The organism is Metallosphaera javensis (ex Hofmann et al. 2022), assembly GCF_022064045.1.
Taxonomy (GTDB): Archaea; Thermoproteota; Thermoprotei_A; order Sulfolobales; family Sulfolobaceae; genus Metallosphaera; species Metallosphaera javensis.
This window is the reverse complement of record NZ_JAKNCW010000010.1, coordinates 1-14,590: the sequence shown is the minus strand read 5'-3', so window position 1 is coordinate 14,590 and position 14,590 is coordinate 1. Positions and strand designations below refer to the sequence as shown.

General features: G+C 46.4%; 13 protein-coding genes. 6 read left to right on the top strand and 7 right to left on the bottom strand.

Annotation, left to right across the window (positions count from 1 at the left end):
* The first annotated feature begins 90 nt into the window (after positions 1-90).
* From L3N51_RS07600 to L3N51_RS07590, 3 genes are all read left to right on the top strand, one after another.
* A complete protein-coding gene (locus tag L3N51_RS07600) occupies positions 91-1,062 on the top strand; it encodes a metallophosphoesterase family protein (RefSeq protein ID WP_238026475.1) in 972 nt (323 codons plus the stop codon).
* A gap of 227 nt (positions 1,063-1,289) precedes the next feature.
* The gene (locus tag L3N51_RS07595) at positions 1,290-1,784 is read left to right on the top strand and encodes a CBS domain-containing protein (RefSeq protein WP_238026474.1); all 495 of its coding nucleotides are present in this window, start codon (positions 1,290-1,292) and stop codon (positions 1,782-1,784) included.
* 32 nt (positions 1,785-1,816) lie between these two features.
* Positions 1,817-2,143, top strand: coding sequence for a hypothetical protein (locus L3N51_RS07590; RefSeq protein WP_238026473.1), 327 nt, complete (start codon positions 1,817-1,819; stop codon positions 2,141-2,143).
* 363 nt (positions 2,144-2,506) lie between these two features.
* Here the strand turns inward: L3N51_RS07590 and L3N51_RS07585 are convergent, their stop codons facing one another.
* Positions 2,507-4,264, bottom strand: coding sequence for an archaea-specific SMC-related protein (locus tag L3N51_RS07585; RefSeq protein ID WP_238026472.1), 1,758 nt, complete (start codon positions 4,262-4,264; stop codon positions 2,507-2,509).
* A 155-nt stretch (positions 4,265-4,419) separates the two neighbouring features.
* Here L3N51_RS07585 and L3N51_RS07580 point away from each other — a divergent pair, with 155 nt between their 5' ends.
* A complete protein-coding gene (locus L3N51_RS07580) occupies positions 4,420-5,337 on the top strand; it encodes a nucleoside hydrolase (protein ID WP_238026471.1) in 918 nt (305 codons plus the stop codon).
* On the opposite strand, the gene L3N51_RS07575 is transcribed toward L3N51_RS07580, so the two are convergent.
* Both L3N51_RS07575 and L3N51_RS07570 read right to left on the bottom strand, forming a co-directional pair.
* On the bottom strand, positions 5,318-5,722 hold the full coding sequence (locus L3N51_RS07575; RefSeq protein ID WP_238026470.1) for a Fur family transcriptional regulator: 405 nt from the start codon (positions 5,720-5,722) through the stop codon (positions 5,318-5,320). The two genes, L3N51_RS07580 and L3N51_RS07575, sit on opposite strands and share 20 nt — an antisense overlap.
* A gap of 265 nt (positions 5,723-5,987) precedes the next feature.
* Positions 5,988-6,797 (bottom strand): CBS domain-containing protein, encoded by an 810-nt coding sequence (locus L3N51_RS07570; RefSeq protein WP_238026469.1) that lies wholly within the window; start codon positions 6,795-6,797, stop codon positions 5,988-5,990.
* A 173-nt stretch (positions 6,798-6,970) separates the two neighbouring features.
* On the opposite strand from L3N51_RS07570, the gene L3N51_RS07565 reads away from it, so the two are divergent.
* Both L3N51_RS07565 and L3N51_RS07560 read left to right on the top strand, forming a co-directional pair.
* Positions 6,971-7,438 (top strand): hypothetical protein, encoded by a 468-nt coding sequence (locus tag L3N51_RS07565; RefSeq protein ID WP_238026468.1) that lies wholly within the window; start codon positions 6,971-6,973, stop codon positions 7,436-7,438.
* Complete coding sequence (locus L3N51_RS07560) at positions 7,425-8,030, top strand: class I SAM-dependent methyltransferase (RefSeq protein ID WP_238026466.1); 606 nt, start codon at positions 7,425-7,427, stop codon at positions 8,028-8,030. Before L3N51_RS07565 ends, L3N51_RS07560 begins: the two co-directional genes overlap by 14 nt.
* A gap of 199 nt (positions 8,031-8,229) precedes the next feature.
* Here the strand turns inward: L3N51_RS07560 and nurA are convergent, their stop codons facing one another.
* Genes nurA through herA form a run of 4 tightly spaced genes read right to left on the bottom strand, consistent with a single transcriptional unit; the run spans position 8,230 to position 14,417 of the window.
* Positions 8,230-9,225, bottom strand: coding sequence for a DNA double-strand break repair nuclease NurA (nurA, locus tag L3N51_RS07555; protein ID WP_238026464.1), 996 nt, complete (start codon positions 9,223-9,225; stop codon positions 8,230-8,232).
* Positions 9,222-11,798, bottom strand: coding sequence for an AAA family ATPase (locus L3N51_RS07550; protein ID WP_238026462.1), 2,577 nt, complete (start codon positions 11,796-11,798; stop codon positions 9,222-9,224). Before L3N51_RS07550 ends, nurA begins: the two co-directional genes overlap by 4 nt.
* Positions 11,795-12,934, bottom strand: a complete 1,140-nt coding sequence (gene mre11, locus L3N51_RS07545) for a DNA double-strand break repair protein Mre11 (protein ID WP_238026460.1) — start codon at positions 12,932-12,934, stop codon at positions 11,795-11,797. Before mre11 ends, L3N51_RS07550 begins: the two co-directional genes overlap by 4 nt.
* A 4-nt stretch (positions 12,935-12,938) precedes the next feature.
* Positions 12,939-14,417, bottom strand: coding sequence for a DNA double-strand break repair helicase HerA (gene herA, locus L3N51_RS07540; RefSeq protein ID WP_238026459.1), 1,479 nt, complete (start codon positions 14,415-14,417; stop codon positions 12,939-12,941).
* Positions 14,418-14,590 lie beyond the last annotated feature (173 nt).

Here is a 14,590-nt window from a genome sequence, read left to right as displayed (position 1 = left end):
ATTCTTGAATATTAAACCCCGTTAAACTATGACCAGTATTTTCATTGAATTCTAGGATAATTTTAAATCCTCGTTACTGCAAAGTTGTTCGTGGGCCTGTTTAAGAGGAACAACAATCAGGAGACGTCTGGTCAGATCAAAATCCTCTACACCACAGACATCCACGGATCCGACGTTATTTTCAAGAAATTCCTAAATGCTGGTAAAATTTACAAGGTAAATTACCTCATCATAGGTGGCGATATTGCAGGTAAGTCGCTTACCCCTATAGTGGACATAGGGGAGGGTAAATACATGATCGATGATAAGGTGGTGGGAAGAGAGGGATTGAAGGAAATAACTGATGAGATCAGAAAGCAGGGGAACTATTACGTAATCGTGGACAGAAAGGATCTTCAGGAAATGAAGGAGGATAAACGAAAGGTGGACGAAGCCTTCAAAACCTCCATGATTGAGGTAGTGAGAAATTGGTCCAAAATAGCTGAGGAGAAGTTGAAGGACGTGGACATTCCCCTATATGTTAACCTGGGCAATGACGATCCTCTCTATCTGTTTGACGTTATCGAGGAGAGCAAGGTCATGAAGAAATGCGAGGGAGAGGTCGTACAACTTGGGGAGCATGAAATGATCTCCTTTGGCTACGTTAATCCGACCCCATGGAACACGCCCAGGGAGATGCCAGAGGAAAAAATCTATACCGCATTGAAGCAGGAGACAAAGAAGATCTCTGATATCGAGAAAGCCATCTTCAATATACATGCTCCCCCTTACAACACCAACCTTGATAGTGCCCCCCTTCTAACCCCTGACCTGAAACCTGTAATAAAGGGAGGAGAGGTGGTAATGTCGCATGTTGGTTCCGTCTCCGTAAGAAAGGTGATAGAGGAGGAACAGCCCCTCCTAGGTCTTCACGGTCATATTCACGAATCAAGGGGGTTTGATAAGCTGGGCAGGACACTTGTTCTTAATCCCGGCAGTGAACATAACGAGGGTATTTTGCACGCTGCCTACATAATCCTAGAGAAGGGAAAGATAAAGGCTCATCAGTTCATCATAGGGTAGGAGACGTTTAGCGTCTGGAAAAGAGTAACTAAAACAAAGGGACTAGCAGGATTTTTGCGTTGGAAGCAAACAGGACACCAGTTGATATACCTCTTAGGTTTCACCATATCTCTCACTCAAGTCTTCCGGATATCCATTTCATTTTCTTTTCCTGTAATCTCAATGCATTAACTACATGTTTAATGCGTACAAAAAGGCTTTTATTGACCTAAATCGATTTAAAGATTATGAGTCGAACTGTTTCTGAAATAGCTACAAAAATTGTTCACGTGGTCAAGGAATCCGACAGTATAACTGCAGCGGCATTGGAGATGAAGAACCATAACATGGGATCCATGTTGGTGGTTGATGAGAAAAACCAAGTTGTGGGAATAATTACGGAGAGAGACATGGTGAGGGCGTTAGCAGATAAGAGAGTGGACGCCAAGGTCAGAGACTACATGACTAACTCCGTGAAGGGAGTGACAGAGGACACTACTGTGGAGGAGGCGGTAAATATCATGCTAGAGAACGGTTTCAGACATCTTCCTGTGGTTGGGAAAGACGGGAAAGTAGTGGGGATTGTTTCCATCAGGGATTTAGCCAGAGCACTGTCAGATTCCCATTTTTTACAGTACGGAAAGGAGTGGACAGAGATTAAGGGTAGTGGAGTTATATGCCCTGTCTGTGGACTGGAGATAGATGAGTTTGGATACTGCAATTGCGGAACAGGGTCTAGCTAATTTTTTAAGACGGTTTTAGCTGTTTTCTACATATGATAATATTTTATGCTATAGGAGAAAAAGACCGGGCCAAGGAGCTAGTTAGAATAATAACCAAAACTAGGTGGAAGACAATTTCAAGGCACGCAGTCAAGATATCAAGTTCGTCAATAGGACCCTCCATTGTTATTTTTAAACCCACGATGGCAGCGCTGGCTGTGGCAATATGGTTGAAGGATAGGGCTGAGGAACTGGGAATGTCAACCTCCGTTGGATGGTTCACCCCAATAGCCAACGTTCCGGAGCAGGTTAATGATGCTGTCAGGACTGATCTGAACAAAATGCTAATGAAGAAATTGGAGATACCCTGGAGCCCATGAAGATCCCTTCTTTTTATTTACATCCAGTTTCTTTACCTTTGTTTTGGATGGAGAATTGATTGCTAGTAAAAGCGATCATGTTACCAAACTAGTATTCATGACTAGTATTCATGTTATCTTGATTATTACTTCACACCGATTACCTGGGCTAAACGCTATGACGCCATGAAACTATGAAGACATTATCGCGTTTGGCGAGGCCGTTCTCTCCATAATGCCCCGAAGCGTAAAGGCCTAGTATTTACCCATGAAGCTTAGGTCTCTCACCATGTAAGAGGAAAATTCCCGACATCTAGAAAATGGTGGAGAGACGCTAAGATCAGGGATAAACAAACGCTGAAGTCAGAAGTTTAAAACATTTTTTCATTGAGTCGGTGAAACCTGAGTCTCCTCTCTCTCCTCCTTAACCAGATTGACATTTTCATCGCTTCTCGTGATTATAATGTAGTCTGTGAGGCCTGAAAGGTAGTTTACCAACTTCTGGAAACGTCTCTGGTCGAAGGTCATGAATGACTCGTCAACAATGAAGAATGGTGTCTTGAAGTACGACTTTATTGCCGTGACCACTAACACTAGAGCTAGTGATGTCCTCTCAGATGATGAGAGTTTTCTCAGGTCCATTAGGGTCCCATTCTTCTTAACCACCAACTGAAAGTCTGGGGTTATTTCCGCCTCAAGGTTAAACTCCAGTTCCCTCATTAAGGAATTTGCCAGCTTTGTGAATTCCTCCTTTGCCACTGAAAGTCTTCTGATATATTCCCTTTGCAATTCCTGTGACTGGGCCTCCAGTTCCTCTATCTCCTTTTCCTTCTCCTTAATCTTGTTCAGGGTGGAAGCTGGAATCCCAAGGTTAGCCAACTCATACTCCAGCTGACTCTTTCTGTTCATTAACTCGTTTATCCTCTTGGTAACTGCGTTCTCGGGACCCGTGACCCTTATCATCTCCGAATTCTTGTTGAACCTGTCCTCCATTTCCCTCTTCTGCCTCTCCAATTCTCCAATTTGCTCCTTCACCATCTCCATCCTGTTTAGGAGCTCCTGTTTCTTGGTCTTTAACTTCGCAACCTCATTTCTTATGTTCTCAAACTCGGCTAATTTCCTAGTGATCTCATCCTTCTTCCTGTTTAGCTCATCTATTTCCTTCTTCACACTCTCAAAGGAGTTCTGCCTCATCCTTAGCTGTTCTGAGATCACATCAATCCTAGTCCTCCAGATCTCTGGATCTACGTGACTGCCACAGACGTAACACGTGTCCAGATGGTTCTTCTCCGCGTCCTTGATTTCATCCATTACTCTCTCCAGGACCCTTATTCCTATCTCTGTCTCATTTCTAAGAGCAGATTTCCTTTGGAGTTCCTGGTTTATTTCGTTGAGCTGGTCCTCAAATATCTTCTTTATCTCTGGAGTTATCATGCTCTCCTTTTGCTGAATATCCAGTTCCAGTCTAGTGTGCTTGGTCTGAAGGTCTAGGAGTTCCTTCTTTTTCTGCTCAATCTTTGAGTTTAGCTCTGCCAGCTTATTCTGCCTTGTTACGGAAATGGACTGAGTGGTACTGTTTATCAACCTGTCACTCTCGGTCTCCTTCTTGAGGGTTTCTATCTCGTTCTCAATGCTCCTTATTTCAGCCTGGATCGTAACTGCATCCTTATACTTGCCCTTTAATTCCTCGTGCTCTTCCTTCAGGATTTTCAGTCTTTCGTCAACGTTAATCTTGAGTTGTTTCACTTTCTCGATCTCAGATGTGGAAGATATGAACCACTCTACCTGTTCCTGCCCACCGAGGACCTGGTTAAGTAACCTGTTTTCAGGGGAGAAGTACGAAAGGAGCAGTGCCCTCTTATCGTCCATGATCAGTTTAGCGTTTTCAGCTATCTTGTTCTTGACCCTCTTAATCCTCCTGTAGTACTCCTTATCATTATACCTGACCTCGATGTAACCAGAGTCCGAGAAGACGTTAAGGAGGTCCTCTGGCTTTACCTCTGAGGTCAACATGGAAACCAAAGCTCTAGATAATGATGTCTTCCCATAAGCGTTAGGTGCGGTGTATACATTAACCCCCTTGCTCAGGTCAATGTCGAGAGGGCTAGTTATTCCACCTATATTGCTAATTCTAACTCTCATCATACGAATGGTGTTTTCATCCTTTAAAAAAATTATCTCAAAGTTTTCATCTGGTTTAATATGAGATTGAAGAATTCTAAAGATTAAAACCCAGTTAAGCAATTAATGAGCCCGATCTGAATTACGCATTTTAACCCCATTGCACTAGTCATGTTATGGGACGTAAGGTAATAGTGGATTCGGACACTGCGTCTGATGATACGATCGCCATACTCTTGGCCTCTAGATTGTTTGATCTCTTGGGTGTAACCATAGTTGCGGGAAACGTCAAATATCAAGACCAGGTCAGAAACGCGCTATTCACGCTGGAATATATAGGGAAGAAGGACGTTCCCGTTTACTTAGGGCAGGATAGACCAATACTAAACAAGTGGAGAACAGTGGAGGAAGTGCACGGTAAACACGGCATGGGTGAATGGGATATTCCAGAGCCCACAAAGAGACCGGAGAAGGAGAACGCTATAGATGCGATCATAAGGCTCGCCAGGGAAAATCAAGGGGAGCTAGAGATACTGGCGATATCTCCCTTGACTAATCTGGCACTGGCCTATCTAAGGGAACACTCCATAACAAAATGGATAAGGAAGGTCTGGATAATGGGAGGGGCATTTACCCGGGGAAACACCACCCCCATAGCGGAGTTCAACTTCTGGGTAGATCCAGAGGCAGCAAAGGTAGTTCTTGATGCGGGGTTTGACGTAACCATTGTCCCCTGGGAGACCACAGAGGAGTATGGTACCTTGGATCTTGCCAAATGGGAAAGGATCAGATCCATGAATACCGCGTTATCTAGGTTCTTTGAGAGGGTGAACAAAACGCTACTGGAATTCTCACTGAAACAGGGAAACAGGGGCAGTGTTCACCCAGATTCCCTTACCACGTACTTGGCATTTGATGGTTCGGCCATTCTAGAACAGAGGAAGTTCAAGGTGGACGTGGAGCTGTGCTCTTTATCCCGTGGGGCAATGCTTGTAGATTGGTACAGTAAGGGAGGTGAAAACGCTAACGTTGTACTCAAGGCAGACTCGGAGAAGTTTTATGAGAAATTAACATCTATACTTTCTTCATCTTAGAGCATTCGGCGTAAACTATCACGCTGAGATTTTTTGGTTCTATCCCCTTCTCCTCTAAGTTCCTCTCCAGGAATCTCAGGTCTAGGTCAACGTCCACTATGTCGCCCAGATCCTCGCAGAATACGTTAACGTGTGGTTCCATTCTCATTTCATACCATGTCTTTCCTCCAGCTTCAAACGACCTTATAATTCCCGCCTTCTCCAGCGTTTCAAGCGCATTATAGACAGTGGAAAGACTTATGCTGGGTTCTGTCTTTTTCAGCTCGCTGAAAATTTGCTCTCCGCTAAAGTGACCGCCCTTTATCATGGTCTTTATCACCGCTATTCTTTGGGGCGTTACCTTTAAACCCCTCTTCCTCAGCATTTCAGCTATATCGACTTCCATTATATAGTCATTACGAAGTCGGAGTAATTAAAATTAAGCTTAACCGAGAGAGGAAGAGGACTAAAGCGGTATTGAGCGTAGCTATGAGTTAAGTTTTATGATAGTTATGGTTAGAGGCCTAACCCCTGCTCATGGGAAATGATCATGCCTAGTTCTCGCACTCGGTCCAGTCATCATATGGAATCATGTGATGGATTAGGATGACTGAATATATCCTGGGTTCTCGACAAGTGGTAAAAACATTTTTCGTCGTAATGTTAAAAACCTAGAAGGAGGAGGTGTACATTTTCACCTCATATAGATACTTTTTAACGCTCTGATCCATCATGGCTCTAACAACGTCAGTAGTGGTAACTATACCTCCCAGTTTCCCTTCCTTATCCATGACGGGAATCCCTTTTATTTTCCTTGAGGCCATTAACCTAGCGGCGTTGGCCATATCCTCATTACTGTTAACCACTATGACATTGGGGCTCATTACGTCCCTAACTTCTATCTTAAGGTCCCTGTACTTCAGGGCAGCAGCCATGTAAAGCAAATCTGTGGTAGTTACTACGCCCAATACCTTACCTGGAGTGAAGACCACCAACCTGCTAAGGTTGCTCTCAACCATTTTCTCCACAGCCTCAGATAACTTTGCTTGGGGGTCTATGGTCACCACAGGTGAGCTCATGTAGTCCTTGACCTTTTGCAATCCCCTTACCTGAGAGGCGTAGAAGTTACTGAGATCGCTCTTTATTATGATACCAAGGGCCTTCTCCTGATCATCACAGACCGCCAAGAGTGGCTGTTTCTTATCTATCATTATCTGTGCCGCGTCGAAGGGATCTATATTTGGACTGACACAGGTAACGTCCTTTCGCATTACCTCCGACAGCATTACGTTCTCCATGGGTCTGTCCTCGCCCATCTGATATACGAACTTCACTATATCCTTCTGAGTGATAGTACCCACGGGGACTCCTCTCTCGTCTATCACTATTGACTTCGGAACGTGTTCCAATACCATGAGCTTTGAGGCGTAAAGGAGGGTATCGAAAGGCCTCAAAACCGCAAATTCGCGTACGATTCCCATATGTTATAGAGTTTATTTCCAGATTAAAATCCTGTCTCACTCGTGAGGTGATGTTTCCAGGAGCTACGAGGGGCTACCATAAGGCCTTCTATCGTGTTGAAACCTCATGAAGCCCTAGATCCAGGGGGTTTTAGTGAAGATTAATTTAGCTCGAAGAAGATGTTTATTTAGTTATGGATGATTTCAGAGGACTCATAATAGATATCTATCTCTCCTCAAAAATACCGAACTACGAAAGGACCATCAAGGACGGAGAGATAAGGAGAAACAGGTGCAACCAATTTGATGGGAAATACTGCAGGCTCGTAAAAACCAAGGATTGGATACTTCAGGCCTGGAGCGTGGGGGAGAACATTTCGCCTCACCCAATTCTCTGTTACCTATGTCCCTATTACGGATCCAACATTGAGGGGTCCGTTAACACCTCACTTCTGCAATTACTCAGAGAATACATCTCTATCAAAAACGGAATAGAGCGAGAGATCTTCAACCTTGAGAGCAAGATAGGGGAGATGCTTTACTCCTCACTGGTTCTAAAGAGGAGAAGGCAGGAGTTAATAAATACCCTTAACGAAATCGAATCTAAGATTAATATAATAAAAGTCCTCATTAGATATCAGGATAATCTTGACCGCATTTGACGATCCAAAGGGATACCTAAACTGGTATAATACTCATCGCATTACCTACGAGAACGAAAGGAGGGCAGTTGAAGTTCTGAAGCTTCAGGACTGTCTGGATGTGGGATCTGGACCTTCAGTGTTTCACGAATCCATGAGTGGAAATGTGGTATCCCTAGACATCTCGGAGTTCATGCTCCAGTTCGTGGAGGGGGATAGGGTGCTGGGGGATGCACATCACCTTCCCTTCAGGGACAATGCCTTCCCCTGTGTCTTCTCGTCCGTTACCATCTGCTTTATTGAGAGGCTGGAGGAGTTCCTGGCAGAGGTGAAAAGGGTTACCAGAAACAGGTTTGTGGGTTGTATAGTGAGGGCTGACTCGAACTGGGGAAGGTTCTATTCTGACCTAGGTAAGAAGGGCCATAAATATTACTCTCGGGCTCGATTTATTTCAGGACATGACTTCCTGAACCTAGTTGGTAAGTATTTTGAGATCAAGCAGACAGTCTCGGTACTTAATTACGGACCGGACGAAGAGGAGGTCCCTGAGCTTCCCAGAAGTGATGGAGAAGGTGCTTTCATGTGCATTGAAGGAGTAAAGGTAGCGCAGTAGATAGTACACGTGTGATACATCCGTTTTCCTAGAATGTGAAACCGGCCTCCTGTTCACGGTTGCCTTGATAGGCACCCTCACAGGAGTGATCCTACCTATTCTTAATGTTTTGGTCCCGATTTTTAACGTTTACCCAACTAGCCAAACTTATTGAGAAAATCTAGGAACATTGCATGATTCCTACTACATCCTGAAACTTTTAGTAGAACTGGCCGGGCCACCACTCTACGCCTCTCCTCCTTCTAAGGTTCAACATTTCAATTATCCTTTTTCTATCGTTCCTAGACACCTTCACGTCATAATGTACCCTAACTAGCGGATATGGATAGCCCTTCACGGAGACCGAGTAAAGGTCATTTAGCAGATCTCTTATGAAACCTGTAGTAGGCCTGCCTATCAGGTCTATCCTGAGCACATTCTCGTTCTGATCAAGCCTTGCGTAAAAACTGCACACCTCCACCCCTTCCAGGGATTTCCTCCTATCATGGTCCTCGACCTGATTCCTCAATAGAGGTCTACACTTTACCGTCGAGAAACCAGGGCCTCTTGTGAAGGTTTCCAGAAGGGTGATATCAGACAAGTCCTGGTGAAAGAGGTCCTTGGTCCTGCTCATCTTGGAAATCCACACGGTTCTTGAGCCAAATCTATCGAGCAACTGGGAAAGGTATACCTGTTTCTCGTAGACCATATGGAGCAGCATTATGTCCTCATCCTCTTGGTTCAGGGATGTGATCTCGCCTTCCCTGAATTCAAAGTCAGCGTCCAGCTGTTTCACCTCACCGAGTTTCTTCTTTAGACTGCCATCCATTAAAATCCAGGTTCCGCTACCCCCGTTTTGAAGGGCGAGCTTAAGTTCCATGATTGCCATGAGCTCTCCCACCCTTTCCTTAGCTTTATTACCTGGCCTGAATACCCCCGCCTTCACCTCCTGGTCCGTGTTCAGTATCTGCACTCCCTCAGTTATGAGCGCTTCTGCATTCAGCACAAACACCGTCCCGGTCCTTAACTCCTTTACAAATTGTCCACCATCAACTGCAACCATTTTCCTCCTTATCGTAGAGGAGGGGGTGAACTCTTCCCAGTTGTTTTTAACCAATGTTTCCAGTTTTTTATCGAGATCTGCTTGAACAATATTCAGCTTTCCTAGCAGTTCTGAACGTTTAATTATCAGTTCCTGGTAGACCTTCTCTATCATTGGACCACTTCCTCCCTAACCCTGCTGACGTCTCCCGCCTTCTCAACCCTGATGACGTAATCCGCTATCCTCAGCACCTCGTCGTCGTGGGTCACCACTATTATCTGCGGAACGACATTCATTGACTCCCTTATCACGGAGAGCAATTCAGCTCTTCTCATGGAGTCTAAGTGGACCGTGGGTTCATCCAGAATCATGAAACCCATTTCTCCCGTGAGGGCCCTGGCTATTGCCAGCCTCAGAGCCAGAGCTACCGCTATCTTCTCTCCACCGCTCAGCATGTTTACGGGAAGTTGCTGACCAGACTGATTGAGGGCAGTGAGCTCCACCTTTCCGGTAAGGGTCTTGGTCTGTGTCATGTTGACCAGTATCCTTGTATAGGAGATGTCAAACATGGATACTATATCATTAAGGTTGTTCTCAATTCTTCCCTTAAGCGTGGAAATAAGATAGGACTGTAGCATGCCCTCGGAAAGTACCTTTCTAAGCTTTTCCAGGCGTTCCTTCGCCCTTCTCATCTTTTCCACCTCCTTAACCTTCTGTTGCAACTGAGCCAGCGAGTTTTCCACCACCTGGTACCTGTCCTTGAGCTGTGTCAGTTTACCCTCCAAGGTTCCAATATCCCGCTGAATATCTGCCATTTGCTTGCTCAACGTCTCCTGCTCACGTTTCTTCAGTTCAAGGTCCTGCTTCCTGAATCCCAGAAGCTGAATCTGCGTGGATAGCTCGTTTATCCTTTTCTCCAGTTCCCTCTTCCTTGCGAGAAGATTATCCATCTCTCCAGTCTTTCTCTGTAGCTCCTGAAGCTCCTTACGTATGTTCTCAAGTAGGCGTCTCGCTTGCTCCACCTCCTCTTTGGTTAGATTTCCCACCTTCTCCCTCAGTTGGGCAATCTGATCCTCCAGTGTGGCTATCTCGTGGGTATACGCGGCGATTTGATCCTCAAGCTCCTCTACCTCGGTCTCGCTTGCGTTTTGAACCTTCATATATTCATTCTCGTATTTCTCCAGCTCCTTTTTCTCGCGCTGCAATCTTCTGAACTCTTCCTCCAGTGACCCTAGCTTGGCTAACTCCGTCTGCAGTTGTGAGATCCTTGCGGAGAGGCTTTCCAGTTCATTTTCCTTGTTCCTCCTCTTTACCTCCATCTCCCTGGCCCTCTCTCGTTCGTCCTCAAGTGAGTACTTCTCCTTCTTGAGGCTATCCAGCCTCCTCTCCAGATCCTTGAGCTCCCTGCTCAATTCTCCCAGACGATCGCTGTACTTTTTGGTTAGCTCCTCTCTGTGAAGGTCATCTAGGGGACCACCGCAGACAGGACATTTCCCTTCAGAGGCTGAAAGGAGAGCGGCAAGGCTTTTCCTGACCTGGTCCTGTTCCACCTCTCTCTCTTTGTAGAGTGATGTTACATTATCAAGCTCTCTGGAGACCGAATCCAGCCGTGCCTGAATTTTCTCCACCTCGAGCATGGGAAGGGATTCAAGTTCCGCCTCAGTACTCTTCTTGCTCTCGAGGAGGTCATTAAGACTGGTCGAAATCCTGGTGAACTTCTCGTGATACTCCTCCAGTTCCTCTAGCCTAGTCTTCACCCTCAGGTACTCCTCATGTTTGGGCTCAAGGCTCCTCTTCAGTTCCAGTTCTTGGTTCTTCCTGTCCCTCTGTTTCTCTAACTTCGTCAGTTCACTCTTCTTCTCGGCCAACCTGCTCTCCTTGTTCTCCAGGTCAACAATATCACCCCTCATTGCAACCTTGCTATCAAGCTCCCTCTCCTTGGACTGCAGGCTGGCTATCCTGTCCTCAAGTCCTTCCAGGTTCTTGAGTTCCCTCGTCACCCTTTGCAACTCGTCCTCCGCTTCCTTTTTCCTGGAGATCAGAGCATCGTAGACCCTTTGCTTTTCCTCAAGGTCCTTCACCTCGGCCTTTACCCTGGACTGCTCCTCCTCCAGCTTACGATACTCCTCCCTTATCCCTTCCATCCTTCTCAGCAGAGAAGAAATCTCCCCCTCCAGCTTGTTCTTCTCCTCCTGGAAGTTCTTGAGGTTCTCCGCGTATGCCTCGTGAGACCTGACCTCCATCTCATACTTGTCCATCAGTTGCTTGATCCTTCCCCCAGACTCCGTGAGTTTCTCAAGGTTGTCTATCATCATAACCCTTTTGAGCACGTCCGTCAAATTATCGAAAATCGTCTCTATTTCTCCCTGCTTCACTATCATGGTGGAAGTTACAACCTTGCTGTTAAGGCCCAGCTCCTCTATCTTTCTCGTGACCTCCTTTGTACCCCTGGCGGTCAGTTTACCGTTGATGTACAGCAGATCTCCAGGAGGAATCTTCCTCAGCACCTTTGCCTCAAGGTTAACGTCCTTTAGAAGCAACTCCACCTCCGCCGTGGTCTTGCCCTTCTTGACCATCTCATCCTGCTTCCCCTTCCCCTCCCTGAACAGGGCAAATACGATAGCCTCTATGATGGAGCTCTTCCCCGCACCGTTCTGTCCCACTATAACGTTAATATCTCCCTTAAAGGAGACAGTGGTCCTCTCATGACTCAAAAAGTCCTTAAGAGAAACACTCTCGAGCCTCATCTTTCCATCTCCGCAAACCTTTTGAGAATTTCATCTGCCTCGTCCGAATCATACTTGCTAATCACCTCCAGGATTAGCTTCACCTCCTCGTCGTTGTAGCCTTGTTTCCTAAGGTAATCGGCTATTAACTCCGAGATGGTTCCCTTGCTCTCTGCTCGAACCTCCCTCACCTGGGAATCTGTGGTCTCGTCCTTGTAGATCCTGTAAAACTCTGCAACCTCCGTGAGAAGGCTCAGTCTCTTCATGGCAATTCCCCTCTTGCTGGAATCCCCCTCCAGGATTACGTGAAGGATCGGTTTCCTCTTGGAATTGAACTTCTTCTTTATGTTCTCTATATCCTGCTCCACCGTGGCAGTGTTTATCCTGACCACCTCCTGAGGCCTGACGTCAACATCGACCTTGTGCACCTCCACCTCCTTCTTACTGAGATCCACGAGGTAACCTCCCTTACCGTTCTTCATCCAGCCCTCAATCTCTTCCTCCCTTATTATCTCCGGTGAACCGGCCACCGCAAGTATGCCCCCCCAGGGTAGGACTCTTGTCTCTCTGGAATGGAGGTGACCGCAGGCGTAATACTGAAACCCCCTTGGGAGGGATCCTATCTCCAGTTGCCACGCGTTGTCGTAGGGCAACATTTCCCTGAAGCCCTGATGCAACATGAGGACATTCCTCTCTCCCTCTGGTTTCAGGGAGTTCAAAAGATTCAGGAGGTTATCTCTGAAGACCGTGCTCATGCTCCTGATCCCGTAAACCCTGACCTTAACTCCACCGTCGTCTATCTCCACGTACCTGGGATCCTGATCCCCCAGGAGCATCTTGATCAGGCCCAGGGATTCCCCCAGCAACCTCTGGGTATATACCTCATCCCTCACCTTGGGTGTATCGTGATCTCCAGGGATGTTGATGAAATCAATCCCCTTATCCCTGAGAATTTTCACCTTATCAACGAAGAACTTGAGCGACTTGTTCCCGGGTTTATACACGTCAAAGAGATCCCCTGAGTGCACTATGGCCCTCACGTGTTCCCTTATGGCCACATCTATCAACTGAGAAAAGACGTCGTAAACGTCCTGTTCCCGTGAGTCCCTGTTGTACCTCCTGCTTCCAAGATGAGTATCCGAGATGTGGAGAATCACGATCTCACCCGAACTCAACGTCCACCTTTCCTGTGTTCAGGAAGTGGCTCCATTCCCCCTTTATGTCTGGATCTGATCCGCCCAGCCTTCCAGTGAACCTAGTAATCTTTATGAAAGCAGGCAACTTGACCAAGTTACCTATCATGATGGCCTCCCCGACTCCCAGGGAGGAAAGCTGGTCCACGAGGTCTTCGGTCAGATTATCGCTGGCCTCAAGCACATACTTTTTGTCCGTGGGCTCAACCATTCTCAGGATGATCTTATTGGTCATTTGACTAAGGATGGTCTCATCCAGTCCCTTCGGCCTCTGGCTAACTATGACCATGCTCACCCCGAACTTCCTTCCTTCCCTGGCTATCTTGGAGGCGTTATACTTGGTGAGGGTATCTTGGTACTTTGACAGAAACACATGGGCCTCTTCGATAACCGCAACAACTGGAAAACCTAAGCCCGTCCCCTTATGTTTAAACTCTTTCCTTGAATCCAGCAATCTCCTCAGGTAGTGAGATACCACCGCGTCCATGGCATCTTCGTCCATATGACTGATGTCAACCACGTTCACAGTTGAGGGCCTGATCCTGGAGGTAATATCAGGGACTGTGAGATCGATTACGTCACCGTATCTATCGACGAATTCCTCCAGCTTGTTCTTAACCTCGTCCGCTGCGTCCTTCTGGTTCCTTTGTTTCTCGTCGCCGAGTAGCTCATCTATTTCCTTCTCTAGTTCACTCACAAATTCCGAATTGAGCGCATTGTAATCCACGTTACCTTCTTTCAATTTCTCTCTCAGTTTTTCAATATAGGAGACGAAGGCATGTCTTAAAAATCTATACTGTATATGAGCGTTGGGTCTAATTTCTAAAAGTGTTGCAAACTCTTTGGGCTTTAAATGTAAAGGATTTAACTTAGGTTCAATATTGTTTAGAGGTTTTATATCGGAGCCATAATACTCGCCGTGATAATCAAAGATAACCACTGACCCGCCGATTGAGGCGAGGGACTGGGAGAGGACTGCGACCGTGTTCGACTTTCCGCTACCCGTGGCGGCCAAGATGGCCAGGTGTCTAGAGAGAGAGTTAACCCTAATTCTCACCGGGATGTTCATCCCAATTATGGAACCTATCACCACATCCCCGTCGGAGAAGATGTCCCTGAGCTCATCCTCCTCGGCCAATCGAACTGGTGTTCCCGGCCCTGGTGGAAGATCAGGTATTGTCCCTGAGCCCATTTCGTGGAGGAGCTTAATCCTGGCCTTAACGAATTGTGGAATTGAGGTATCAAGGTTCTTCAGTTTCTGAACAATCTTTATGTCATTAAGGGTTAGATCAAGGAGAGGACTCCCCCTGGTTACAGAAGTGACCAGGCCTAGCACCTTCACTCCGTCATACTCAAGAATGACGTAACGTCCCACCCTCACCGGCTCTTCAGCAAGCATTAAAGCGTCCTGAGGGGTGGCTTCGCCTATAACGTAGCCAATAACCATTAGTAGATAAAGGACTCTGAAGGATAAAAGCGATTTCAGTAGATAAAGGGGTAATACACGAGGAGAAAAAGGGAAATAGATTTAAAGAGCTTTGGCGACTCTCTTTGTTGCCTCAGCGATGTCCTTCTCCTGTTCAGCGTAGGCGCACAGCATGGCCTCTACGTCCATGTGTC